Source organism: Sneathiella sp., assembly GCF_041689005.1.
Taxonomy (GTDB): Bacteria; Pseudomonadota; Alphaproteobacteria; order Sneathiellales; family Sneathiellaceae; genus Sneathiella.
Window position 1 is genome coordinate 51535 of sequence record NZ_JBDNHC010000125.1, and the last position, 24171, is coordinate 75705.

The window sequence follows — 24171 nt, forward strand, 5'->3', positions numbered from 1 at the left end:
ATAAAATGTTTGAAGTACATCGCAAGGAAGTGATGTGGGGCGGACGTCCGCTCATATTGGAAACTGGAAAAATCGCCCGTCAGGCTGACGGCGCAGTCATGATCACCTACGGGGGAACACAGGTTCTCTGCACGGCGGTTGCGGCCAGATCACTGAAGCCGGGAATGGATTTCTTCCCGCTGACCGTCAATTACCAGGAAAAAGCGTTTGCCGCCGGCAAGATCCCGGGTGGCTTCTTTAAACGCGAAGGTCGCCCGTCCGAGAAGGAAACGCTGACCTCGCGCCTGATCGACCGGCCATTGCGCCCGTCCTTTGTCTCCGGGTTCAAAAATGAAACCCAGGTTGTCTGTACTGTTCTCGCCCATGATATGGAGAATGACCCCGATGTGGTCGCCCTTATCGGCGCCTCGGCAGCCTTGACGATTTCCGGCATCCCGTTCCTGGGCCCGGTAGGCGCCGCCCGCGTCGCCTATATCGACGGAAATTATGTTCTCAACCCGACAGCGTCGCAGATGCCGGAAACGGCACTTGACCTTGTCATCGCCGGGACATCGGAAGCGGTCCTGATGATTGAGTCCGAAGCACATGAGCTGAGCGAAGAACAAATGCTCGGCGCCGTGATGTTTGGTCACCGCGAAATGCAGACCGTGCTTGATGCCATCATCAGCCTGGCTGAGGAATGTGCGAAAGAACCCTGGGACTTTGCGCCCCAGGAACTCGACAAGGACCTCTCCGCGAAACTGAAAGGAAGTGCCGAAGCGGCCTTGCGGGATGCCTATAAAGAGCAGGTGAAGCAAACCCGCACGGAAAAGGTTTCCGCCGCCAAGAAGGCCGCCGTTGAAGGTCTGGCCGATGATGAGATGGAAGCCGCTGGCAACATTCTCAAGAAAATCGAGAAACAGATCGTTCGCGGCAACATCATTGAAACCGGTACCCGCATCGATGGCCGTGACACCAAGACCGTCCGCCCGATCGTCGCGGAAGTCGGGGCTCTTCCCCGCAGTCATGGCTCCGCCCTGTTTACCCGCGGTGAAACCCAGGCTCTCGTCGTTGCCACGCTCGGCACGGGTCAGGACGAGCAGATCGTTGATGCGCTCGGTGGTGAATATCGCGAGAATTTCATGCTTCATTACAACTTCCCGCCCTATTCGGTCGGTGAAGTCGGTCGCATGGGCTTCACCGGACGCCGCGAAGTCGGCCATGGCAAGCTTGCCTGGCGCGCGGTTCATCCGCTGCTCCCCTCCAAGGACCAGTTTCCCTACACATTGCGGATCGTCTCGGAGGTTACCGAATCAAACGGGTCGTCCTCCATGGCAACGGTTTGTGGTGCCTCCCTCGCCCTGATGGACGCGGGCGTCCCGCTGAAGCGGCCGGTGGCCGGTATCGCCATGGGCCTGATCTTGGAAGAAGACGGCAAATTTGCGGTCCTGTCTGACATCCTCGGGGATGAAGATCATCTCGGGGACATGGACTTCAAGGTCGCCGGAACAAGTGATGGCATCACCTCGTTGCAGATGGATATCAAGATATCCGGCATCACCGAGGAAATCATGCGCATCGCGCTGGCCCAGGCCACCGAAGGCCGCCTGCATATTCTCGATGAAATGGGCAAGGCAATCGACGGCGCGCGGGACGGTGTTCGTGATGGCGCACCGCGCATCACTCAGTTGCAGATCCAGAAAGACAAGATCCGCGACATTATCGGAACCGGCGGCAAGGTCATTCGCGAAATCTGCGAAGTCACTGGCGCCAAGATCGATATCGAGGATGACGGTACCGTCAAGGTAGCGGCAACCACCACGGAAAGCGCCGATGCTGCGATTAACTGGATCAAGTCAATCGTTGATGATCCTGAAGTCGGGGTGATCTATACCGGTAAAGTCGTGAAAGTCGTTGATTTTGGTGCCTTCGTTAATTTCTTCGGCAACCGCGACGGTCTCGTTCATATTTCCGAACTGGCCGCCCAGCGGGTCGGCAAGGTAACCGATGTCGTCAATGAAGGCGACGAGGTTAAAGTGAAAGTGCTCGAGATCGATGGCCGCGGTAAAGTACGGCTGTCCATGAAAGCTGTCGAAAAAGAAGAAGCCAAGACGGCTGAATCAAGCTAAACTGCCAATTGTCATTGGTTAAATGAGACCGGGGGCGGGGAAGATTTGAATGATCTGTCCGCCCTCGTTCGTAGTTGTCACTTGATGCTTTAGCCTGAGTACATTAAGTGTTAGGTGACGTTGGTTAATGAACAGTTGGGGTGCCCGTGAAACCGCTAAATCCGATCATGTTGTCCGGCAAGGAAGTGTTGCCCCTAGTTGAGGGCGGAAAAGGCATTGCTGTGTCGTCAGGGCAGAGCTCGGGCGCCTGGGCGGCGGCGGGAGGTGTTGCGACTTTTTCCGGCGTAAATGCCGATAGCTTCGATGCAGACGGGAATATTATTCCGCAAGTTTATTATGGCCGTACCCGCCGGGACCGCCATGAGGAACTCGTGGCCTATGGCATTCAGGGTGGGATCGCGCAGGCAAGGCTTGCCCATGAGCTTTCCGGCGGCGAAGGTCGTATACACATGAACGTGCTGTGGGAAATGGGCGGCGCTGAACGGATCCTTCACGGGGTTCTGGAAAGCACCAAGGGCCTCATCCACGGTATTACCTGTGGCGCTGGCATGCCCTACCGCATTGCCCAGATCGCCTCAGATTACAAAATCCACTACTATCCGATCATTTCTTCCGCGCGCGCGTTTCGCGCCCTGTGGAAACGGGCCTATCATAAATTTTCAGACTGGCTCGGCGGCGTGGTTTACGAAGACCCGTGGCTGGCTGGCGGGCATAATGGCCTCAGCAATGTCGAGGACCCGTTAAAGCCGGAGGACCCCTACCCCCGGGTCGCGGATTTGCGCAAATTGATGAATGAAATTGGCCTCAACAACGTCCCCATCGTCATGGCCGGCGGTGTCTGGCATGTGGATGAATGGGAACATTGGCTGGACAACCCGGAAATCGGCCCGATTTCCTTCCAGTTCGGCACCCGCCCATTGCTGACCCAGGAAAGCCCGATCTCTGACGCCTGGAAAAAACGGCTGGGGTCGTTGAAAAAGGGCGACGTTTTCCTGAACAAGTTCAGCCCGACTGGATTCTGGTCGTCGGCCGTCCGCAACGATTTTCTCGATGAACTGAAAGCCCGGTCCGAGCGCCAGGTTGCCTTTTCGCACGAGCCTATCGGCGCCCACGATACCGCCTTTGGCATCGGCGCCCGCAAGCGTGAGGTTTACCTGACGGCGGAGGACAAGGATCGTGCCGAGGGATGGATCAATGACGGTTTTACCGAGGGCCTCAAAACCCCGGATTCAACCCTGATATTCGTCAGTCCGTTGAAAATGCAGGAAATCCGCAAGGACCAGATTGATTGCATGGGCTGTCTGTCACAGTGCAAGTTCTCCAACTGGGCAGAAGGCGAAAAGGGCAATACGGGCCGCAAGGCAGACCCGCGCAGCTTCTGCATCCAGAAAACCCTGCAGGACGTGATCCATTCCGATTCCAATATTGATAATAACCTGATGTTCGCGGGCCACGGGGCCTACCGTTTTGCGAGTGATCCGTTCTACGACAACGGCTTCATCCCGACGGTAAAACAGCTCGTCGACCAGATCATGACCGGCAAATAAGACGGCAATAAATCGCGCAAGTTTATTGCGGATTTGAATTATTATAATAAATACTATATATAAAGGGTATGGCTGGCCATAATGGTGGGCCAATTAGAAGAAGTGTTGTTGAATTATGCAATTACACCCGATTGATCTGGAAAAGAAAATCAGAGATGCGAAGCTGCGGCCGACCAAACAACGTCTGGCGCTGGCACAGCTGCTCTATACCAAAGGCGACCGGCATGTGACAGCCGAACGGCTGCACGGCGAAGCCATGGAGTCTGGGGTCGCGGTCTCGCTGGCGACAATCTATAACAACCTGCATCAGTTCACAACGGCGGGGCTGTTGCGGGAGGTCGTGGTTGATTCCAGCAGGTCCTATTTCGATACGAACATGACACCGCATCATCATTTTTTCCATGAGCAGACCGGTGCACTGGAAGATATTCCGAAAAGCTCCCTTACCGTCGAAAATATACCAGCGCTGCCTGCCGGAACAGAGATTTGCAGTGTCGATGTCATCGTCCGGGTGAACACGACCCGCTAGCCCGGCCGACGGCATGGATTAGTTGTTTAGAAGAATTCTAATCTATTGACAGCCTCCCCCAACAATCATATATTCATAAAGCAAGCCTGTTTGATGACGAACAGACATTTCACTCATTCTAGGAGGACTTTATGTCTCTATCGGGAAGCAAAACCGAACAAAATCTGAAAGATGCCTTTGCCGGCGAATCCCAGGCCAACCGCCGTTACCTTTATTTCGCGCAGAAAGCCGATGTTGAAGGATTTAACGACGTTGCTTCTGTTTTCCGCTCAACCGCGGAAGGCGAAACCGGTCATGCACACGGCCATCTGGAATTCCTCGAAGAAGTTGGTGATCCGGCAACGGGCCTGCCCATCGGCGCCACCGACAATAACCTGAAGGCCGCGATTGCCGGGGAAACCCACGAATATACAGACATGTATCCTGGCATGGCAAAAACGGCGCGTGACGAAGGTCATGACGAAATTGCTGATTGGTTCGAAACCCTCGCCAAAGCTGAAAAAAGCCACGCGGGTCGTTTCCAGAAGGCATTTGACTCACTCGGCGACTAATCCGCCGGACGTTTAAGCAGTCACAATTCCGGGGTGGCGGCAGGATTTCGCCCGCCATTCCCTTTTCTACATATTTCAGATTATCAGGAACATGTAATGCACGACGGTAGTCTCGACGCTCCAACCCGGCATATTATTGACTGGACCAACCCTGATTTCTACGATGAGGAAAAACTGGACGACGAGTTGCGCCGCGTTTTCGACATATGTCACGGCTGTCGGCGCTGTTTTAACCTGTGCGATTCATTTCCAAGGCTATTTGATCTGATTGACGGCTCGGAAACCGAGGAGCTCGACAGCGTCGCGTCAGAAGATTTCAAGCCGGTTGTGGATGCCTGTACGCTCTGTGACATGTGTTTCATGACCAAATGCCCTTACGTTCCGCCCCATGAGTTTAACCTCGATTTCCCCCATTTGATGCTGCGTTATCGTGCCACCGAAAAACATAAGGGTAAGGACAAGCTGGTTCCGCGCGAACTTGCGAAAACCGATCGAAACGGCAAACTGATGGCGCCGGTCGCCCCGATTGCCAATTGGGCGTCGAAAACATCCAATGGCCTGACCCGCGGGATCATGGAGAAGACCCTCGATATTGACAGGAACGCCGCTCTGCCGAAGTACCAAGCGAAAACGCTGGTAAAACGCGCGGCCGAGGATCCGCTGGAACTCAACAAGGACGCGCCCGCCTATGGCCGCAAGGCAGTGATCTATGCCACCTGTTTCGGCAATTTTAACAACCCGGCAACCGGCGAGGCAACCCGCAGGGTTCTGGCCCGGAACGGAATCGAGACCGAGGTTGTTTATCCCGGATGCTGCGGCATGCCCCTCATGGAGCAGGGCGACCTGAAGGGCGTAGTCGAGAATGCTGCGAGCGTCTCGGCCGAGCTTGGTATCTGGGTTGACAAGGGCTATGACGTGATCGCCCTCGTCTCCTCCTGCGCACTGATGCTGAAATTCGAGTGGCCCCTGCTGGCGCCCGATAATGAGGCAGTCCACAAGCTGTCGCGGGCAACCTTCGATGTGTCGGAATATGTAATGGAATTTGCCAAGAAGGAAGGCATGGCCGAGGGGATGACCCCGCTTGGCGACAGTGTCGCCGTCCATCTTGCCTGTCATGCCCGTGCCCAGAATATGGGAGCGAAAGCCGCCGAGATGCTTCGCCTGCTGCCTGAAGCCGACATCAAGGTGGTCGAACGCTGCTCGGGCCATGGTGGCTCTTGGGGGATTATGAAGGGGAACTATGAGACAGCGCTTAAAGTTGGTAAGCCCGCTGCCAAGGCGGCGCTCAATTCCAAGGCGCGATATATCGCGTCAGAATGCCCGCTGGCGGCAGAACATTTGATGCAGGGGATCGAAAAGCAGGACCCCGATGCCGTCATCACACGGACGGCATTACACCCTATTGAACTACTGGCCAAAGCCTATGGCCTGACAGCTAAGGATTAAGACCATGACCACCACACCCAATCGCCAGATCACCGCTGATGATATTCTGTCGCTTGGCGAGTATCAGAAAATACGCAAGGAACACAAACAGAAGCTGGTTCAGATCAAGAAGAATCGCCGCATCGCCGTTGGACCGTTTGCCACGTTTTATTTTGAGAATTACGAGACCATGTGGTCGCAGATCCAGGAGATGCTCTATATCGAAAAGGGCGGCGATCTGCAGCTTAAGGATGAGCTGGATGCCTACAATCCTCTTATTCCCAATGGCTCTGAGCTTGTCGCCACCTTCATGATTGAAATTGACGACCCTGTCCGGCGGGATTTCATGCTTCGCCAGCTCGGCCATATCGAGGAAAAAATCTACATCGCCGTCGGTGAAGAGAAAATCATGGCCGTTCCCGAACAGGATGTCGAGCGGACGACGGATGACGGCAAGGCATCATCAATCCATTTCCTGCATTTTCCGTTCACGGATGAACAGAAAAAAGCGTTCAAGGATAAGAAGGTCGATGTCATGCTGGGCGTCGAACATGAGAATTACGGTCATATTGCCCTGATTCTGGGCGATGTCCGCAAGGCCCTCACCGAGGATTTAAGTGACTAGCGCTACCTGATTTTTTCGTTGGCATAGACACCATAAAACTGGTCCGCCATCAGCCAGCCGGAAAGGCCGGCGATTTCGATCTCACACCAGCGGCCGTTGCATTCCGTCAGCTTTCCAAGGACCCCCGGTTCCGCCAGCAGAACGACCGGGCTATCCGTTTCCGGTTCCTCATAAATGGCGCGGACATCACCGGTAATGATCAACGTCCGCCGGTTGCTGACCAAGGTCTTGTGGACCCACCCCGTGGCGCCGTCAATGTCCCTGATCTGGCGCCAAAGCTCATATTCCTCGATAATCTCGACCGGCCAGCCGCGGCGTTTGAAAACCCAGTTTATGGGATAGCGCGTTCCGGGTCCGGTGCGGACGTTCACCTCGTCGGACCCCAGCGAGACAAACCGCGGCAGGGGAAGCCCGGTTTCCGATCCGGTTGGCTCGGCATAACCCTGAACTGACAAAAAGACGACACTGAAAAAACAAAGCAGGACGAAACGAAATTTCACAATGAGGAAACCTTCAGGTTGTAAGCACGAACGATAGCCTTTATGCCGTGTGGCGGGCCACCGGGTCAAGTGCGCAAAAACACGCGGGCTTGGCCGAAGGTGGCAATTGTATCCGTTCCCGTGATCTGCTAGATAAAGTCTGTCGGTCGTGCCACAATAGAGACCAGAAACAAGAGAGTCGTCAAATGTCGAAGAAAAAACCAATTGTCGTTGTCACCCGTAGGCTTCCCGATGCGATCGAAACCCGCATGATGGAGCTTTTCGATACAAGACTGAATCATGACGACATCCCGATGTCCCAAGCGCAGCTTATCGAGGCGGTCAAGCTGGCGGATGTCCTTGTTCCGACGGTCACGGACAAGATCGACCTCGGCGTTCTCAGCCAGACTAACCCCAACCTGAAACTGATTGCCAGCTTCGGCACCGGTGTCGATCATATCGATCTTGCCACCGCGCGCCAGCGGGGGATCACCATCACCAACACGCCCGGCGTCCTGACCGAGGATACGGCGGATATGACCATGGCCCTGATCATGGCGGTTCCCCGCCGATTGACGGAAGGCGAGCGGGTCATGCGTGCCGGAAGCTGGACGGGCTGGTCGCCCACCAGCATGCTTGGCCACCGGATCTGGGGAAAACGCCTCGGGATTGTCGGCATGGGCCGTATCGGTCAGGCGGTTGCCCGCCGCGCCCGTGCCTTTGGTCTGTCGATCCATTACCATAACCGCAATCGCCTCCCCGCCGATATTGAAAGCGAGTTAGAGGCAACCTATTGGGAAAGTCTCGACCAGATGCTGGCGCGGATGAACATCGTCTCCATCAACTGCCCGCATACACCGGCGACGTTCCATTTGCTGAACGCCCGCAGGCTCGCCCTGTTGCAACCGACCTGCTATGTGGTGAATACGTCGCGCGGCGAAGTCGTGGATGAGAATGCCCTGACCCGCATGCTCCGTAACGGGAAAATCGCTGGCGCCGGACTTGACGTGTTCGAACACGAACCGGCGGTGAATCCGCGCCTGCTTGAGCTTGATAATGTGATCCTGCTCCCGCATATGGGATCGGCAACAATTGAGGGCCGGATCGATATGGGTGAGAAGGTCCTGATCAACATCAAGACATTCATCGACGGCCATACTCCGCCCGACCGGGTGATACAGGCAATGCTGTAACTCTTGCGCTTGCAGGCATTCTGGCCGATCATGCCGTTTTGGGGTGAGGGCCAGCTGTGTTTCCAGAATTCGTTACCTTTCTTGACCTGATAGGCGTCGCGGTTTTCGCTGCGACCGGCAGCCTCGTCGCCAGCCGCAAGCAGATGGACCTCATCGGCTTTGGCATTATCGCGACCTTAACCGGCATTGGTGGCGGGACGGCACGCGACCTGATCCTTGACCGCTCGGTTTTCTGGATTGCGGATCAGCGCTACCTGCTCGTTTGCCTGGGCATCGCCGCGGCCCTTTTCTTTTTCGCCCACCGGGTTCACAAACGCTATATCCTGCTACTGTGGTGTGACGCGATCGGCCTTTGCGCCTTTGCCGTACTCGGGGCCGAAATTGCGCGCAGCGCCGGTGCCGCGCCGCTTCCCGCCATTGTCATGGGGGTTATAACGGCAACTTTTGGTGGCCTTGCCCGTGATCTTGTCGCCAATGAAATCCCGCTGCTTCTCAAGCAGGAAATATACGCCACAGCGGCGCTGACCAGCGCCGGTCTCTATATCGGTCTTGTTGAGGTCGTCACCTCCCCGGCCATTGCCGCCGGTATCGGCATATCCGCCGGATTTGCCCTCAGGGCTGGCGCGATCCTGTTTGGCTGGTCCCTGCCCCGATACAGCCGGGCCGGGAAAACGTATAAGTAGGGGGAGCAAAAAACACTGCGGCCAAAAAAATGGCGGCCCGTTAAAGGCCGCCAATTCGTCTGTATATTTGTCTATCCGCTATGCGGCGACGGCAGCAGCCTTACGGCGTTTACGCCAGCCGACAAACCCCATCACGGCAAGGCCTGCACCATAGAGCGGCAACGCGGCCGGCAAAGGAACAGCCGAGAGATTGGCATATTCAAAGGCATTTGAAGCGGAGATAAAACGAACCTCATCAAAAAGGCCGCCTGCCATCACAGTTGCGAGAATGAACCCGGTTGTCTTCTGGGCGCTGTCAAGCTGGCTGTCACTTCCGGCAAGGAAATCAACCCAGGCCCCATTGTTGTAGAATTCGAGACGGTTATAATCGTCAACCGAACCCCACATGAAGCTGATCTTGCTGACTGCAGTATCGAAAACGTAGGAGGCGTAGGTATCTGCGGAAACCGACGTATAGGTTCCGATATTTTCCAGTGCCGTTCCTTCCCACGGCGAACGGTATAAACCGCTCTGCGACGTGGTGACATTTTCGTAAACCGCGCCGGTGGCGGATTTACTTGTATAATGGGGGACACCTGTGTCAGCAACAGGAACATCATTTGTCCATGTTACGGTCGCAGACTGCGCCGGTGCGATAAGTAAGAAGGCGGCACCCGCAACGCCAATAAATGCGCTAATAAGATTTTTCATAATGGTACTCCACTAAAATTTAAAAACGACGGTTTGAACAATTCCGAATTTGTCCGCCAGCTTCAATTAAAACAAATAAAAAGTCAGTCTGTTCAACACAAGTTATTTAAGCAAAATCTGCACTTGCGCTGCTTTATGTCAGGAATGTGGCAAAGCGAGGCCCTGATGTCAACAAAATTTCATATAGATTTAGCTAAAAATTTAACTAAAGGTTGCAGATTAGCAGGAAAGCTGGCTTTTTGACGAAATCCGAAAATACGCTTTATGTCGTTGAAATGGTTAATTTTTTTAGAAATATAGTTAATATTTCAATATTCCGAATCAAGGCGTTCCGCAAAGTCTATCCCTGGGCGGATAACAACCCGCTGGCCTGAATGCCGTCGAATATAAACTGTACCGCCAAGGCCGCCAGCAAAACGCCGACAATCCGCGAAATAACATGAAGTCCCGTCACGCCAAGCAGTTTCTGAACCTGCGTCGCCAGCAGCATCAGCAGAAACGTCGCCAGCAACATGCCCAGCAGTACGGCAATGGTAATCGTCGCGTGCACCGTATCCCCTTTAGCCCCGGCAACCAGCAACACGGCCGCGCCGATGGCACCGGGCCCCGCGATGAGCGGCGTTGCGAGGGGAAAGACCGAGACGTCCTTCTTGGCCCTGGCCTCGGTATTTTCCGCGTCGGTTGTCGAGGTGCTGCCGGACTCCCGCGCGAAGACCATATCAATGGCGATCAGCAATAGCAGGATACCACCCGACGCCTGCAGCGCCGGAAGCGTGATGCCGAAACCGATCAGGACCGCCTTCCCGAATAGGGCAAAGAACAACAATATGCCGCCGCCGATCAATGTCCCCTTGGCGGCCATCCGGCGCCGTTCCCGGGGCGTGCTGTCCCGCGTAAGCGCGGCAAAGATCGCCGCTACATCGAGCGGGCCAATGGTGGCGAAAAATGTCGTAAAGGCAATTAGCGCCGTTTCAACCATGGTATCCCCCTATCAGAACGCCTGCCCGACGGCGATTGCCGTCGCCCCCTAGTGCGCCTCGCCCCAGTTATCCCCGATCCCGGTATCAACGATCAGCGGAACCGAGATTTCGCGCGCTGGCAGCGCCGCCGATTCCATAACGGACTTGACCAGCGCCGCCGTTTTGTCAGCCTCGCTTTCGGGAACTTCAAAGATGAGTTCGTCATGAACCTGCAGCAGCATCCGCGCGCCAAGATTTGCCTTGATCAGGGCCTGCGGCAGCCGGATCATCGCCCGCTTGATAATATCCGCGGCCGAGCCCTGAATGGGCGCGTTGATGGCGGCGCGCTCGGAAAAACTCCGCCGTGCCCCGTTCTTGTCGTTGATCCCCGGCAAATGGACGCGGCGACCAAAGATCGTCTCGACATAGCCATGCTCGTGACAGAAGGTCTTGGTTGCCTCCATATACTGGCGAATGCCGGGATATTGGATGAAATACTGCTCGATATACCCTTGTGCCTCGGTGCGCGAGACGTTGAGCTGCCGCGCCAGGCCGAACGCGCTGATGCCATAGATAATGCCGAAATTGATTGCCTTGGCGGATCGCCGCATCATCGGGTCCATCCCCTCAATGGGGACGCCAAACACCTGCGAGGCGGTTTTCGCATGAATATCAAACCCTTCGGCGAATGCCTCTTTCAGCGAGGCTATATCGGCGATATGAGCAAGCAGTCTGAGCTCAATCTGGGAATAGTCGGCGCTGATCAGCTTATGTCCCGGCTCGGCGATAAAGGCCTGGCGCAGTTTGCGCCCTTCCTCCGTACGGATGGGAATATTCTGCAAATTCGGCTCGGTCGAGGCGAGCCGCCCGGTCGAGGCCGCGGCCAGCGAAAAGGACGTATGGATACGTCCGGTTTTTGGGTTCACCTGGGCCTGCAACGCATCCGTATAAGTGCTTTTGAGCTTGGACAGCTGCCGCCAGTCCAGTATTTTCTGCGCAAGCTCAACGCCTTCCGCGGCAAATCCTTCAAGCACGGTGACATCTGTCGTATAGGCACCAGCCTTACCCTTCTTGCCACCGGGCAGGCCCATTTTGACAAACAGGATCTCACCGAGCTGCTTGGGCGACCCCACATTGAACTCTTCCCCGGCGAGTTCATGGATCTCACCGACAAGCTCGGTCATCCGCTTGCCGAAATCCTCCGACAGTTCACTCAACATCGCGATGTCGACCTTGACACCTTCCTGTTCCATTTTGGCGATGATGGGAACCAGCGGCCGCTCGATCGTCTCATACAGGCTCACCGACTTCGCGCGCACAAGACCCGGCTTCAAATGCTGATGCAGGCGCAGGGTGATATCCGCGTCTTCCGCTGCATATTCCGTCGCCTTGTCAATCGGGACCTCAGCGAAGGTGATCTGCGATTTTCCGGTCCCGGCGACCTCTTTGAAGGGAATGGGCGAAATATCGAAATGCAGGCGGGAAAGCTCGTCCATGCCGTGGCCGTGAAGCCCCGCGTCCTGGCAATAGGAAAGCAGCATGGTATCGTCGATCGGGCTGACGGTGAGGCCTTCCTGGGCGAGGATGACCTGGTCATATTTGATATTTTGCCCAATTTTGAGCACACCCGGATCTTCCAGCAGGGGTTTGAGAGCGGCCAGAACATCGGCTTTCGGCAATTGAACCGGCATGTCGTCTACCCCCTCGCCCGCATCGCCGTCAAAATCGAACCCGCCCTGGGCTTTTGGGCGGATATGCCCAACCGGAATATAGCAGGCCGTTCCCGGATATATGCAAAGGGATATCCCGACAAGCCCTGCCTGCATGGCGTTCAGGCTGGTGGTTTCCGTATCGACCGCTACCTGTCCCGCCCGCTCGGCTTGGCTTATCCAGTCGCGCAAAATGTCCATATCGAGAACGGTGGTATAGACGCGGGCGATTTCAGGCGCTTTTGCCGCTCCGGTTTCCGCGGCCCCCGTCGCCATTTCCGGCAGCTCAGCGGCGTCTTTGCGAAACTCCGCGCCAAAAAACTCCTTCACGCGTCCGACAAGCTGCTTGAACTCGTTTTTCTCCAGAAAAGCCATCAGGTCGGCAGCATCCGGCAACTGCACCGTCAGGTCCATGACATCAATATCAAGCTCGACGTCGCTTTTCAACGTCACGAGGTCGCGGCTGAGGCGGGCCATGTCGGCAAATTCGATGAGTTTTTCCCGGCGGCCCTTTTGCGGAATCTCAGAGGCACGGGCAAGCAAGCTGTCAAGGTCGCCGAACTCGTTGATCAGGAGCGCGGCCGTCTTGACACCAATGCCGGGAACCCCGGGAACATTATCGACGCTATCTCCGGCGAGCGCCTGAATATCAATCACCTTTTCCGGTCCGACCCCAAACTTCTCATGGACTTCGTCCGTATTGATGATCTTGTTTTTCATCGGGTCGAGCATGGTAACGTCGCCGCCCACCAGCTGCATCAGGTCCTTATCGGACGAGACGATCACACATTCCATTCCCTGCCGGCGGGCCTGCATGGCGTAAGTCGCGATAATGTCATCCGCCTCAAACCCCTCTTTCTCGATAGAAGGGACGTTGAAGGCGCGGGTGGCATCACGCACCAACGGGAACTGCGGGATCAGGTCATCGGGCGGCGCGTCCCGGTTGGCTTTGTATTCGGGATAAATGTCGGAGCGAAATGTTTTGCGGCTGGTATCAAAAATAACGGCAAGGTGGCTGACCCGGCCATCAGCCTGAGTGTCCTGGATCAGTTTGAACAGCATATTGGAAAAGCCCAGAACCGCCCCTGTCGGCGTCCCGTCGGACCGGCTGATCGGCGCGCGTCCGCGCAGCATTGCGAAGTAGGCACGAAAAATATATCCCGATCCGTCGACAAGATAAATCCTGTGTTTCTGTCCAGGGTCTCCCGTGACATCCGCTTCGGTCATGCCTGTCGCCTCTGTCTGTTTCTCGGTCTTAATGTCCAACGTCCGCCTTCGCGCCCGTCTTCAATGTATAATGTCGGTCACAATAGGGACAGTCCACAAACCCCTTATCCCCCATATTGAGATAAACCCGCGGATGTCCCAACGCTCCCCTGGCGCCGTCACAGGCGACTTTCGGGCTGTCAACTTCAACTGTTTCAAGGGCTTCCATAGACCTGCCTCACTTATTTCAAATTCGCGCGGCCCGTCGGGCCGCGCGCCAATCACCCCCGATCCGGTCGGGGGCGGTAATGGACGGATGATATCGATTGCCGCCGCCGACGCAACCGAGAAATGAGCCTTTCGCCCGATTGGTCCGCCATAACGCCGCTTCGGCGCGCATTTCCGGATTACCGGCGTTGAAAAGACACTTGCATCGGACAGAACCCGCCTCTATGTGTTTAGGCAAGCCGACGGGCACCGCCTCTCCGCCGGTTTAGCTGCGGGCATCTTGGAGACAGCCCGCACTTCATTATATGCTAAAGAATAGAAAACCGTTATGAACGATGTACCTCTGGCACCGGCCCTGGAAGTTCGGGGTCTCACAAAAATATACAAGGTCAAAGGCCGGAGGCCCGATAAGGTAGCGCTCCAGAATATTGATCTCGAGGTCAAGCGTGGCTCGTTCTTCGGTCTGCTCGGGCCCAATGGCGCGGGCAAATCAACCCTGATCAATATTATTGCCGGTCTCGTCAATAAAACCAGCGGCCAAGTGAAAATCTGCGGCTACGATATCGAAAAGGAGATGCGGGCGGCCCGCAGTGCGGTCGGCGTTGTCCCGCAAGAGTTAAATCTCGACGCCTTTTTCACCCCGCGCGAGGTCATGGAGTTTCAGGCTGGTCTCTACGGGGTGCCCAAATCCCGGCGGCGCACGGATGAAATCCTGACCGCTATGGGGCTGGACGACAAGGCCGATGTCTACGCCCGTACTCTCTCCGGCGGGATGCGGCGACGGCTTCTGGTAGCCAAGGCCATGGTGCATAACCCACAGGTGCTGTTCCTGGACGAACCCACCGCCGGCGTCGATATCGAGTTACGACAACAGCTTTGGGCCTATGTGAAGGCGCTGAACGACGCGGGCACGACCGTCATCCTGACAACGCATTATCTTGAGGAGGCAGAACAGCTCTGTGACACCATTGCCATCATCAACCATGGTGAAGTGGTCGCCTGCGAGCCAACCGCGAGCCTGCTTGGCAAGCTCGATATGAAAAATGTCTGCCTGATACTCGACCGGGATATCACCGCTGTTCCTGAAAACCTGAAAAAATTTAACGCGACCCTGTCCCATGGCCGCCGCCTCAGTATTAATTATCGGCCGAGCGAAACCCAGATGGCAAGAATATTGAACGCCGTTGCCGAGGAAGGCTTTGATATCATCGACCTGACGACAGAAGAGCCGGATCTGGAAGATGCCTTCCTGAAAATGACATCAGGTCGCTAATAAGCATTTAAAATCCCAATTTGTTATTTGCAAACAGTCGCGATGCGGAATAACATCAGCCTCCCACAAACCTAATAATCTGATCGAGGGAAAGATGACTATTCAACTAGGCGACGTAGTCCCGGATTTCACGCAAAAATCCACGGAAGGGGACATTCATTTTCATGACTGGATCGGCGATAAATGGGCCATCCTGTTTTCCCACCCCAAGGACTTTACGCCCGTCTGCACGACCGAACTGGCTGAGGTCGCCCGTCTGAAACCCGAATTCGACAAGCGCAACGTGAAACCGATCGCCCTAAGCGTCGACGGCGTCGAAAGCCATAAGGGCTGGCTTGGCGATATCGAGGAGACGCAGGGCAGCCGCGTCAACTATCCCATTCTCGCCGACGAGGACCGCAAGGTTTCTGATCTGTATGGCATGATCCATCCGAAGGCTGATAATACCCTGACGGTGCGCTCGGTCTTCATTATTGATCCGGCCAAGAAGCTCCGTCTCACCCTCACCTATCCCGCCAGCACGGGCCGTAATTTCGACGAGATCCTCCGTGTGATCGACAGCCTGCAGCTTACCGAATATCACAAGGTGGCGACGCCGGTGAACTGGCAGGACGGCGATGACTGCGTGATCGTCCCCGCCATCACCGATCCGGAGCAGATGAAGAAGATGTTCCCGAAAGGCTGGAAGGAACTGAAACCTTATTTGCGCATGACGCCGCAACCAAATCGCTGACAGCTTTCCGCAAAGTGGAAATTCGAAAATCGGGCGGTATTTCGCCCGATTTTTTATTGGTAAAAGGGGGGAAGTTCGTGCCATATTGGTGGAAATCAAACAATAATACGGAATTCATATCATGACAGAAACACTTTACAGTGGCGGCGATGTTTTTGATGGCACTGGCACCCTTCTAAAAAATTATGCGGTTCTGGTTGTAGGCGACCAGATCAAGGACGTCGCCCCAGCCGACAAATTCAGCGATTATCAGGGGGATCGGGTTGATACCTCCGGCGGGACCCTGATGCCCGGCATCGCCGACTGTCATGTTCATCTTGTCTACAAGGGGGAGGCCAATCCGCACGCTAGCATTGAGGGCGTCAACCCCGGCGAAATCACTTTGCGGGTTCTTGAAAATGCACAACTCTCGCTGAAATCGGGCATAACGGCGGTGCGGGACTGCGGCGGCCGGGAATATCTCGAATTTCCAGTTCGCGATGCCTGCAACAGTGGCCGCTTTTTCGGCCCCAATATCATGGCATCGGGCAAGATGATCTGCATGACTGGTGGCCATGGCAACCGTAACGGTCGCATCGCCGATGGCTGCGACGAAGTTGTAAAGGCCGTCCGCGAGCAGATCCATGCCGGCAGTGACCTGATAAAGATCATGGCGACCGGCGGCGTCATGACGCCAGGGGTGAACCCCGAGGATGCCCATTACTCTGCCGACGAGATGAAGGTCGGCGTCAGCGAGGCCAAACGCTTCCATAAAACCTCGGCCAGTCATGCCCAGGGTGCCGAAGGGATCATGAACGCGGTTCTGGCTGGCATTACCTCGATCGAGCATGGTATTTTCATGGATCAGGAATGCTTGGACGCGATGATGGAACGGGGGACCTATCTGGTGCCGACACTGGCAGCAGTGCAGAATATCCTGAATAACGCCGACAACGGGATTGCCGACTATGTGGTCGAAAAATCCCGGCGTGTCTTTGAGAAGCATAAAGACAGCTTCAAGATGTTTTACAAGGCCGGCGGCAAGATCGCCATGGGCACCGACGCCGGTACCCCGTTCAATCTGCATGGCGAAAACGCCATGGAAATGTCCTATATGGTCGATTGCGGCATGACCCCGACCGATGCCCTTACCAGCGCCACCTCCGTCGCTCATAGCCTGATGGAACTGAATGATCGTGGCTGCATCAAGGCGGGGAACAAGGCGGACATGCTGATTGTGAACGGAAACCCGACGGAGAATATCCTGATGGCGGCAGCCCGGAAAAATCACCGGATGGTGGTCAAAAACGGGCGGCAGGTGACTTCATTCTAACGTCTGTTGCCTGAGACCTGCGAAGCCCATAAAAATCAGCAGGCGTCTGTACTTTTTGCCAGATTTACTATATGATATTTTTGAAATTAAGGGTGGCCAGCCTCGGGATCGGGGAATGCCACCCGTTGATGTCAGAAAGGAGCAATTCATGTCTATTCAATCTGATTTTGAACGTCTTTAGAAAGTAAATCTGCGCAAGCCCCAGCGGATAAGTGGGGAGATTGATTTGAAAAAAGCGATCCCGGCACCTAAAGCCTCTGATCTCTCGCCGACGGTCATCGCTAACCGCCGCCATGCCGAAAACCGGGCCAAAATCTAACAGTTACGGCGCGGCCCCTAAGCCGCCCCTCTTTTTGGCGCCCATTATGCCTAAAACCGTTGCAACGACTGGATGCTTGGGCTATAGCAGGTGTCCATCTCAGCACCCGTAGCTCAGCTGGATAGAGCGCTGCCCTCCGAAGGCAGAGGTCACACGTTCGAATCGTGTCGGGTGCACCAATTTTCTTAATAAAATCAATAATTTAGAAAACTTTATATTTGAGGGATTCCAATCCTTCGCGATTGGGGCACCCTGAGGGCACCCCGCGACAATGATTGGTGTTCTACTTATCAACATCGAGGCTTCTGAGGGTGATGCGAAAGTGTTCACTTCTAGTTTATATCGCTGGCTGGATTTCTGTGACACTACCTCCCACGAGATGGTTGAGGTAACTTAGAGGAAATTCCAGCACAAAACGACCCAAATATGTGTAGCGCCTCAGCATCTCACTTACCCAAACTTAACAGTGATGCAAAGAAAGGGAGTCGGGGACATCGGGACTGGGAAATATGGCCCACCCTCTTTATAGGGCCCCTTCTCACCGCAAGAGGTATTTTTACAATGGCGTAAAGTTTGGTGGCAGTTCACGTCCACTCTACGCTCGAATGAGGAAATTTCCAGAGCGTGTTAACCAATTCCGTCAAGTGCCAAGAGGAGACATTGAAGGAGATGTCTAATGTCAACTCCGAGCCCGCAGCAGCAATAAAAGGCACAGCAACGAACGTCTATCATGGGCGGAAAGAAAACCTTCGCGCTGTAGATCGCCCCCTTGGTGTCTTTGTTGCCGCTGGAGCAGAGTGCCGACGGTTGGCGAAGCATATCTGCATGCTAATCAAATAAAGAAAACGGTCGTTGGCCAATTGGTATCCGAAGCCCACCGCGAACAACTTTCAGTTGTCAAATCGTATCTTTTGCTGCATCCTAGATTGAAATAGATATCTGGTTTGTAACCCTAAGCCAATTGCCCGAAAGACCCGGACGTGCTCATCAATCGTATTTCTGAGTTGAAAAAAGCTGGAGTGTGGAAAGATTTTTCCTCTCCAGTTGATTTGGTGTTGGCACCCCGCACCCTGATTTATGGATTCAACGGATCTGGAAAGACTACATTATCAAGGGTTCTTTCCTCGATTGAACGAGGAACCCTCGAAGAGCGCTTACCAGCAGAAACGACTTTCAAAATTGAAGCTTCGGACGGCACAGCCGTTTCGCAAGACCCGATTTCTAGCCCATTCGAGAACAACCTTCTGGTTTTCAATACAGACTTTGTATCCCGGAATTTCCAGTGGGACGCCAGTAGCACTAAGGGGATTGCCTATCTGAGTGAAAAAAAGGTCGATGCTCGAAAAGAGTTTGATGAGATCGCTCCGAAACTTTCGACCGCGAAGCAAAGAACAAAGGTGAAAGATAAAGCTAAGGAAAAGGCCAATAAGGGCCTATCGGATTTCAAGACTCGAGTGGCTCGTAACATCCGAGAAGTGGCGTCATCGAGCGCCTACACGCAGTCCTACGATGCTCGGAAAATCCGGGCACATTACTCAAAGGCATCTTTCGGCACTGAGAAAAAGCTTTCCGAAGGTGATCTCAGGAGGTATCAAGAGGTGCTTGCTCAGCGAGAGCCACTGCCAGCCCTTCCATTTTCTCCGAACCTGCCAGAAGGTCTGGCTGATTGGTTCAAAGCAGGTCGATCGCTTCTTACTCAGAGTGTTTCCGGCATTGCGCAGAAAGAGTTCGAAGCTCATTCGAATGCTCTTCGATGGGTCGAGGAAGGACTTCACTATCATGACGGCCACAATTTGACGGACTGCCTGCTTTGCGGAAATCCGTTTTCGGAAGACCGCCGCACCCAACTCCGTGCTTTGTTCGATAAGTCGTGGGCCGAGGCATTGAGTACCCTTGAAGACGCGGTGAAGCGTGGCCAGGAACACCAAACAGCCCTACGGGAACTCTATCGTTGCATCCCGAAGGAGGCTGAAATCACCGCAGAGGAGCGCGATGCATTTGCCAAGGACAAAGCGTCTATGGAGACTGCCATCCAGCGACTCGGCGTGTGTGTCGGTAAGCTTCTAAATGGCTTAGAAGAAAGAGTGGCAAATCCCACCAAAAACGTGGTGGTCACGGGTGAACTGGCAGGCTTTGAACTCGAAAAATGGCTTGCGGAATATGCGATGATCGAAGTTGCATTGGCCGCGACCATGAAGAAGCACAACGACGCCTTGGCGAGCTTCGCAGCATTGCAAAAAGATGCATTCACTAAAATCGAAACTCACGTTCTGGCAACCAATCAAAGCGACTGGAACGACCTCCAGAAGGAGGTGCAAGTCAGTGAGGCTGAATGGGAAACTGCACAAAAAGGCGAGAAGGATCTTACCGACCGCCAGCTAGAGCTTCTCAACGACCTACATGACCACGGTGTTGGCGCAGACAAGATGAACGAATTCATTTGGGCCTATCTGGGGCACAGAGAGCTTCGCCTTGTTGCCGAGGATGGCGGATACAAAATTCTGCGACCAAGCGGGAAACCGGCAACAGAGTTGAGCGAAGGGGAGCGCACAGCGGTTTCATTTTGCTATTACCTGACCCAGCTGGCCGCTGAAGGCCGCAAGCTCGAAGATCTGGTGCTGGTTATTGACGACCCGATTTCGAGCCTTGATACTGCAGCGCGTACCTATGCCTATAGCTTGATGACGCGCATGACAAAAAAATGCGCACAGGTCATCGTTCTCACTCACAACACGAGCTTCATGAATATGGTGAAGCGTGAGTTTCAAAATCTCCAAAAACGGGACGAAACCAAAGTGGTTACAGCGCTCCTTTCGCTGGATTGCCGGAGTTCCGGAGACGGGGGCCGTGTTACGTCGCTTGTGCCGATGCACGAGCTTTTGGTGAAATATGACAGCGAATACCACTACCTATTCAGCTTGGTTCAGGACGCGGCACAGAATAAGACAACTGACTATGTCTTCTTGCTTCCGAACGCGACCCGTAAACTTCTTGAGATGTTCGCGACCTTCTGTTCACCAGGACAGTCCAATTTCGCAGGAGCACTTGGTGACCACCACGAAGCGGTGAAAGACAAGCTCGATGTGAGGGCACTCGAGCGTCTCGTCCAGATTGAATCTCATGGAACCATCGAAGGGCTTGGAACCCTGCCAGACCTCACCCTGGAGGAAGCTATTCGCGCAGCAGAGGCAGGCATTAAATTCATCGAAGAAGTGGGGAAGGATCACCATAGAAGAATGTGCGCGGCCTGCCGCTGAAAACGAACCCCTCAAAAAATTAAGGATGACTTTGTCATGGCAACCCTTATTGATCTAATTTGGCAAGTTGTGGACGATGCAGTGAGACATTCTCCTCCGAGCCATCCACTGCGATCTTCGATGCACCCGCTCAGAAGTAGTATGCACCCTTTGAAAAGTCCTATGCATCCCTTCGGAGCAGGTTACATTCTGCAAATACCAGTTCGAACCCGAACCAAGATGTTGTGAGAATTCAGGAGTTGAAGAAGCTTTTAGAAGAGTATTTTTTCGGACAGCTGAATACTACGTTGGAGAAAGTTGCATCACAGCGCTTGAAGACATCGGTAATGGCCGGTTTAGGCCGCAAGATATTCAGAATGAACTGCCCCACGTCAGAACTTCGCCAGCAGGTGCCGCTGTACAGAAAAGCGTGGAAAATAGGGCTCACTCCTAACGGCATTCATTAGCTCCCAATACATAGAGCGGATTAGCGGATCAGTGATTTCTGTCGGGACGTTAAATCGGTAGGCTTGATGGCCACCCGACATATAGGGCTGGTATGCACATTCAAACTCGGACCGCAGATAGTGGTAAATACCCCAGCGGATCTCATTTAAAAAAAAACGCTACTGCCGTCGAACTAGCCATGAAGACATGATCTCGGAACCATTCCTGAAATTCTGGGATCACGAGATAGCTTTGACCCTCATTGATGTCGGTGCCATTGTCAGCCAACACTTTCTGAATTTTCCTAACTATGTCACCGAGACGGGTGAAGCCGTGCTTTGACGCAGTACCACATATCTTCAAGTAATTCATCCGCTGGACTGTGATGCTTCCTTCTCGCTCAATCGATGGAAGCCAGACCTTATCCACGCTGACCGATCCATCAAGCCACTCAGCGAAAGAGGTAGCTGACGAAGTTAGAAGTGTTGTGTCCCTCCCGAAATGGGGCTTAGCGCCGACGTCAAGTATGTTTCCCAAATAGGTCTTAGCAAGGCTTCCCGAACCAGACCGGTGTGAGAGGCCAAACGTGCCACTTCTGGGTAGCGAAAGAAAGTCGGCAAGAATGATCAAGAAGAGTTTGCTACACTCGTGGGTCTTAAACATCAGCATTGTTTCTTCTAGGCGATGCCTTTTCTCAAAATGAGCGTAGTGCACCATTGACCCAATTAGGTCCCAAACGGCTGAAAGCACGATGATCTCGCGGTCAAGATCTGAATACTGGGCTGATTTCATGAAATAATAGTAGACCCGTTACGCCTGACTGCAAACCCTCATTGAAGTCGACCAACGCGCACTTCGACATTCACCAATGCCCGCTTCGGTGATGCTATATTTTAGCGTTCAATATGGCGCCGAATGTCGGCTTTGGGCCGTCAGTGTTTTGTTGGTTTTAAGAATGCTCGTTTATACCGACAGTCCACTTCGAGCTCTTTTTGCCAATTCGTTTTTGTGCCGCGAAGGGCAGCTATCACCAATTAAATCGTCCAAGCTAGAACGCAGCGCATGCGACTTTAGTCTGATCGATTGCTGCATCAAAGGTGAATTCGCAAACATTGAGATAGAAAATCATTTGTATTTCCGGCAGTAACGCCTTACTTTAGCGAAGGGTAATACCTACTACTTATTATAGTAAACTCATGCGCCTATACTATTTTACTACACAGAAATATGGATTGCTCGCGATCTAGAAGCGGCGGCTAAAGATCGCCCGTATCAGCGAGCTTAATGACCCATTTGAGTTACTTGGCTGCAACCTTCGAGACAAAAAAATTCGTGCAAAGCTGAAACAATGGAAGGATGCGCGCAACGACAATTGCGGCATTTTATGTTTCAGCCGAAAATGGTCAAACCCGTTACTCTGGAGTCACTATGCTGACAAGCACCAAGGCATGGCGGTCGCATTCGACGTTTCGGGTACCGATACCTATTTGCCGATCAAATACCAGCAGAAACGGCTATCCGTGCCAGCGGGCAGCGAAATCCAAAATGCTGATTTCGACAAATTGCTACTCACAAAGTTCACTGCATGGCGTTATGAATCGGAATACAGATGCTTCTGTCCTCTCAGCGAAAGTATCAATGAGGATGGGCTGTATTTCAAACCGTTTTCCACGCACTTGAAACTCGCCCAGGTTATAGTCGGAGCCAGGTCAAAGATAACGCGCACAAAACTCGCCGCTGCGTTGGGTGCAGAGCATTCGCACGTAGCATATTTCAAGGCACAACCAGCGTTTGGCACTTTCTTGGTCGTCCGGAACTGCAATAACTCCCTATGGCAGTAGACCCGCTTTTGATGCATAAGCCTAGCGATATCACCCACACAAAATTGGCAAGCCTGCACTCTCAGGAAGAGCAATTACGCAGCAAAGCTCGGGCTCTCGTTGCAAATGATTTGTTTCTGCAACTGCATCTTTCCGCGGTCGAGGCGGCGATGGACGTCGCCGATGTCTTTCGCCAATTTCCAACGAACGATGAGGACCTCAAAGTCGCGCAACTTCTCGGTATGCGCACCTTTAATGCGCTCGGCTCAAGCCTCAAACTAGCGCTATCTGGATATAATCAGAACAGCGCACTTATTATGCGCGACATTCTAGAAACGGTTTTTCTGCTTGATCTCTTCAAAGGCGACCGCTCGCTGATCGAGCAGTGGCGATTTGCTAACAAGAAATCTCGAATGAAGGAGTTTGGGCCGGCAAAGGTCCGAAAAACTTTAGACGCTCGAGATGGGTTAACAACGAAGAAGCGGTTCGAGATATACGAGATGTTTTCTGAACTGGCTGCACATCCGACGATGAAGTCTGCTTGGATGATGCGCCCGGAGAGGGACGGCGACGCTGTTATTGGCCCGTTCATTGAAGCGACAGCGCTTAAAGCGGTCATCTCGGAAATGGGTCGCCTTGCAATTCAGGTCGGAGAAATCCTCGTCGCCTTTTTCCCAGCCGATTGGAGGCAGGGCTTCTCCACTTGCCGTGCGTTTTCTAAGCTCAAACGCAGTTGGCAAGCGGAATTCTATCCTCCTGCGCCCAAGGCAGAAACCTAGCCATTAATTTCGATCTTATTAGATTGCGCTCGACCAGCACTCGAATATTGCCTCCGAAACATATCAAAAAGTGCGGGAGCCAGGCTGTAGGAATATACGAACTTGCGGGACTCTTCATGTAAATTGATTACATGGAGGGTTTGACGATGACTACTGATGAAAGAGAGATTAGACGTAAACTTGCAGTCCTTAAAAGAGCTGAGGAAATTGGGAGCGCCGCTAAAGCCTACCGATACTTTGGCATACCAAGGTCAACTTATTTCAGATGGCGTAAAGCGTACGTTGAACATGGTGAGCAAGGGCTCATCAATAAGAAGCCA

General features: G+C 53.8%; 21 protein-coding genes and 1 tRNA gene. 15 read left to right on the forward strand and 7 right to left on the reverse strand.

What is annotated here, in order from left to right; all coding sequences use genetic code 11:
* Window positions 1-5 precede the first annotated feature (5 nt).
* The 6 genes from pnp to ACESNI_RS14330 all read left to right on the forward strand — a co-directional run bounded on the left by pnp (window position 6) and on the right by ACESNI_RS14330 (window position 6785).
* The gene (pnp, locus tag ACESNI_RS14305) at window positions 6-2108 is read left to right on the forward strand and encodes a polyribonucleotide nucleotidyltransferase (protein WP_373088051.1); all 2103 of its coding nucleotides are present in this window, start codon (window positions 6-8) and stop codon (window positions 2106-2108) included.
* Between the two features lie 146 nt (window positions 2109-2254).
* Window positions 2255-3655, forward strand: a complete 1401-nt coding sequence (locus ACESNI_RS14310; protein ID WP_373088053.1) for an NAD(P)H-dependent flavin oxidoreductase — start codon at window positions 2255-2257, stop codon at window positions 3653-3655.
* Window positions 3656-3770: 115 nt separating this feature from the next.
* Complete coding sequence (gene irrA, locus ACESNI_RS14315; protein ID WP_373088055.1) at window positions 3771-4184, forward strand: iron response transcriptional regulator IrrA; 414 nt, start codon at window positions 3771-3773, stop codon at window positions 4182-4184.
* A 131-nt stretch (window positions 4185-4315) separates the two neighbouring features.
* Window positions 4316-4735 carry a rubrerythrin family protein gene (locus tag ACESNI_RS14320; RefSeq protein ID WP_373088057.1) on the forward strand — a complete coding sequence of 140 codons (420 nt, stop codon included), beginning with the start codon at window positions 4316-4318 and terminating at the stop codon, window positions 4733-4735.
* Window positions 4736-4831: 96 nt separating this feature from the next.
* Entirely contained in the window at window positions 4832-6181 is a 1350-nt protein-coding gene (locus ACESNI_RS14325) for a heterodisulfide reductase-related iron-sulfur binding cluster (RefSeq protein ID WP_373088059.1), read from the forward strand.
* Between the two features lie 4 nt (window positions 6182-6185).
* Entirely contained in the window at window positions 6186-6785 is a 600-nt protein-coding gene (locus ACESNI_RS14330) for a DUF3501 family protein (RefSeq protein WP_373088062.1), read from the forward strand.
* Between the two features lie 2 nt (window positions 6786-6787).
* On the opposite strand, the gene ACESNI_RS14335 is transcribed toward ACESNI_RS14330, so the two are convergent.
* Window positions 6788-7285, reverse strand: a complete 498-nt coding sequence (locus ACESNI_RS14335) for an SH3 domain-containing protein (protein WP_373088065.1) — start codon at window positions 7283-7285, stop codon at window positions 6788-6790.
* Between the two features lie 185 nt (window positions 7286-7470).
* Here ACESNI_RS14335 and ACESNI_RS14340 point away from each other — a divergent pair, with 185 nt between their 5' ends.
* On the forward strand, window positions 7471-8457 hold the full coding sequence (locus ACESNI_RS14340; protein ID WP_373088068.1) for a 2-hydroxyacid dehydrogenase: 987 nt from the start codon (window positions 7471-7473) through the stop codon (window positions 8455-8457).
* Window positions 8458-8513: 56 nt separating this feature from the next.
* A complete protein-coding gene (locus ACESNI_RS14345) occupies window positions 8514-9140 on the forward strand; it encodes a trimeric intracellular cation channel family protein (RefSeq protein ID WP_373088071.1) in 627 nt (208 codons plus the stop codon).
* A 78-nt stretch (window positions 9141-9218) separates the two neighbouring features.
* On the opposite strand, the gene ACESNI_RS14350 is transcribed toward ACESNI_RS14345, so the two are convergent.
* The 5 genes from ACESNI_RS14350 to ACESNI_RS14370 form a co-directional block, all read right to left on the reverse strand.
* The gene (locus ACESNI_RS14350; protein ID WP_373088074.1) at window positions 9219-9830 is read right to left on the reverse strand and encodes a hypothetical protein; all 612 of its coding nucleotides are present in this window, start codon (window positions 9828-9830) and stop codon (window positions 9219-9221) included.
* A gap of 340 nt (window positions 9831-10170) precedes the next feature.
* Window positions 10171-10809, reverse strand: a complete 639-nt coding sequence (locus ACESNI_RS14355) for a MarC family protein (RefSeq protein ID WP_373088076.1) — start codon at window positions 10807-10809, stop codon at window positions 10171-10173.
* A gap of 48 nt (window positions 10810-10857) precedes the next feature.
* The gene (polA, locus tag ACESNI_RS14360) at window positions 10858-13725 is read right to left on the reverse strand and encodes a DNA polymerase I (RefSeq protein ID WP_373088105.1); all 2868 of its coding nucleotides are present in this window, start codon (window positions 13723-13725) and stop codon (window positions 10858-10860) included.
* Window positions 13726-13753: 28 nt separating this feature from the next.
* A complete protein-coding gene (locus ACESNI_RS14365; RefSeq protein WP_373088079.1) occupies window positions 13754-13933 on the reverse strand; it encodes a zinc-finger domain-containing protein in 180 nt (59 codons plus the stop codon).
* Between the two features lie 18 nt (window positions 13934-13951).
* Window positions 13952-14104, reverse strand: coding sequence for a hypothetical protein (locus ACESNI_RS14370; protein WP_373088082.1), 153 nt, complete (start codon window positions 14102-14104; stop codon window positions 13952-13954).
* A 156-nt stretch (window positions 14105-14260) separates the two neighbouring features.
* Here ACESNI_RS14370 and ACESNI_RS14375 point away from each other — a divergent pair, with 156 nt between their 5' ends.
* The 5 genes from ACESNI_RS14375 to ACESNI_RS14395 all read left to right on the forward strand — a co-directional run bounded on the left by ACESNI_RS14375 (window position 14261) and on the right by ACESNI_RS14395 (window position 20826).
* Window positions 14261-15205 (forward strand): ABC transporter ATP-binding protein, encoded by a 945-nt coding sequence (locus ACESNI_RS14375; RefSeq protein ID WP_373088085.1) that lies wholly within the window; start codon window positions 14261-14263, stop codon window positions 15203-15205.
* Window positions 15206-15299: 94 nt separating this feature from the next.
* The gene (locus ACESNI_RS14380) at window positions 15300-15938 is read left to right on the forward strand and encodes a peroxiredoxin (RefSeq protein WP_373088088.1); all 639 of its coding nucleotides are present in this window, start codon (window positions 15300-15302) and stop codon (window positions 15936-15938) included.
* Between the two features lie 121 nt (window positions 15939-16059).
* A complete protein-coding gene (locus ACESNI_RS14385) occupies window positions 16060-17250 on the forward strand; it encodes an amidohydrolase family protein (protein ID WP_373088091.1) in 1191 nt (396 codons plus the stop codon).
* Window positions 17251-17671: 421 nt separating this feature from the next.
* Window positions 17672-17748: transfer RNA gene (locus tag ACESNI_RS14390), tRNA-Arg, on the forward strand.
* 801 nt (window positions 17749-18549) lie between these two features.
* Window positions 18550-20826 (forward strand): AAA family ATPase, encoded by a 2277-nt coding sequence (locus tag ACESNI_RS14395; protein ID WP_373088094.1) that lies wholly within the window; start codon window positions 18550-18552, stop codon window positions 20824-20826.
* 588 nt (window positions 20827-21414) lie between these two features.
* Here the strand turns inward: ACESNI_RS14395 and ACESNI_RS14400 are convergent.
* Complete coding sequence (locus ACESNI_RS14400; protein ID WP_373088097.1) at window positions 21415-22044, reverse strand: hypothetical protein; 630 nt, start codon at window positions 22042-22044, stop codon at window positions 21415-21417.
* A gap of 1039 nt (window positions 22045-23083) precedes the next feature.
* Between ACESNI_RS14400 and ACESNI_RS14405 the strand changes: the two genes are divergently transcribed.
* Window positions 23084-23851, forward strand: coding sequence for a hypothetical protein (locus ACESNI_RS14405; RefSeq protein WP_373088099.1), 768 nt, complete (start codon window positions 23084-23086; stop codon window positions 23849-23851).
* Window positions 23852-23997: 146 nt separating this feature from the next.
* On the forward strand, window positions 23998-24171 hold a 174-nt coding region (locus ACESNI_RS14410), incomplete at its 3' end, for a helix-turn-helix domain-containing protein (RefSeq protein WP_373088108.1).

Bases quoted from the DNA above. Each gene is read 5' to 3' on its own strand.
- pnp (WP_373088051.1), top strand. From the start codon at position 6: ATGTTTGAAGTACATCGCAAGGAAGTGATGTGGGGCGGACGTCCGCTC.
- irrA (WP_373088055.1), top strand. From the start codon at position 3,771: ATGCAATTACACCCGATTGATCTGGAAAAGAAAATCAGAGATGCGAAG.
- ACESNI_RS14320 (WP_373088057.1), top strand. From the start codon at position 4,316: ATGTCTCTATCGGGAAGCAAAACCGAACAAAATCTGAAAGATGCCTTT.
- ACESNI_RS14325 (WP_373088059.1), top strand. From the start codon at position 4,832: ATGCACGACGGTAGTCTCGACGCTCCAACCCGGCATATTATTGACTGG.
- ACESNI_RS14330 (WP_373088062.1), top strand. From the start codon at position 6,186: ATGACCACCACACCCAATCGCCAGATCACCGCTGATGATATTCTGTCG.
- ACESNI_RS14340 (WP_373088068.1), top strand. From the start codon at position 7,471: ATGTCGAAGAAAAAACCAATTGTCGTTGTCACCCGTAGGCTTCCCGAT.
- ACESNI_RS14350 (WP_373088074.1), bottom strand. From the start codon at position 9,830: ATGAAAAATCTTATTAGCGCATTTATTGGCGTTGCGGGTGCCGCCTTC.
- ACESNI_RS14355 (WP_373088076.1), bottom strand. From the start codon at position 10,809: ATGGTTGAAACGGCGCTAATTGCCTTTACGACATTTTTCGCCACCATT.
- polA (WP_373088105.1), bottom strand. From the start codon at position 13,725: ATGACCGAAGCGGATGTCACGGGAGACCCTGGACAGAAACACAGGATT.
- ACESNI_RS14365 (WP_373088079.1), bottom strand. From the start codon at position 13,933: ATGGAAGCCCTTGAAACAGTTGAAGTTGACAGCCCGAAAGTCGCCTGT.
- ACESNI_RS14370 (WP_373088082.1), bottom strand. From the start codon at position 14,104: ATGCGCGCCGAAGCGGCGTTATGGCGGACCAATCGGGCGAAAGGCTCA.
- ACESNI_RS14375 (WP_373088085.1), top strand. From the start codon at position 14,261: ATGAACGATGTACCTCTGGCACCGGCCCTGGAAGTTCGGGGTCTCACA.
- ACESNI_RS14380 (WP_373088088.1), top strand. From the start codon at position 15,300: ATGACTATTCAACTAGGCGACGTAGTCCCGGATTTCACGCAAAAATCC.
- ACESNI_RS14385 (WP_373088091.1), top strand. From the start codon at position 16,060: ATGACAGAAACACTTTACAGTGGCGGCGATGTTTTTGATGGCACTGGC.
- ACESNI_RS14400 (WP_373088097.1), bottom strand. From the start codon at position 22,044: ATGAAATCAGCCCAGTATTCAGATCTTGACCGCGAGATCATCGTGCTT.
- ACESNI_RS14405 (WP_373088099.1), top strand. From the start codon at position 23,084: ATGGCAGTAGACCCGCTTTTGATGCATAAGCCTAGCGATATCACCCAC.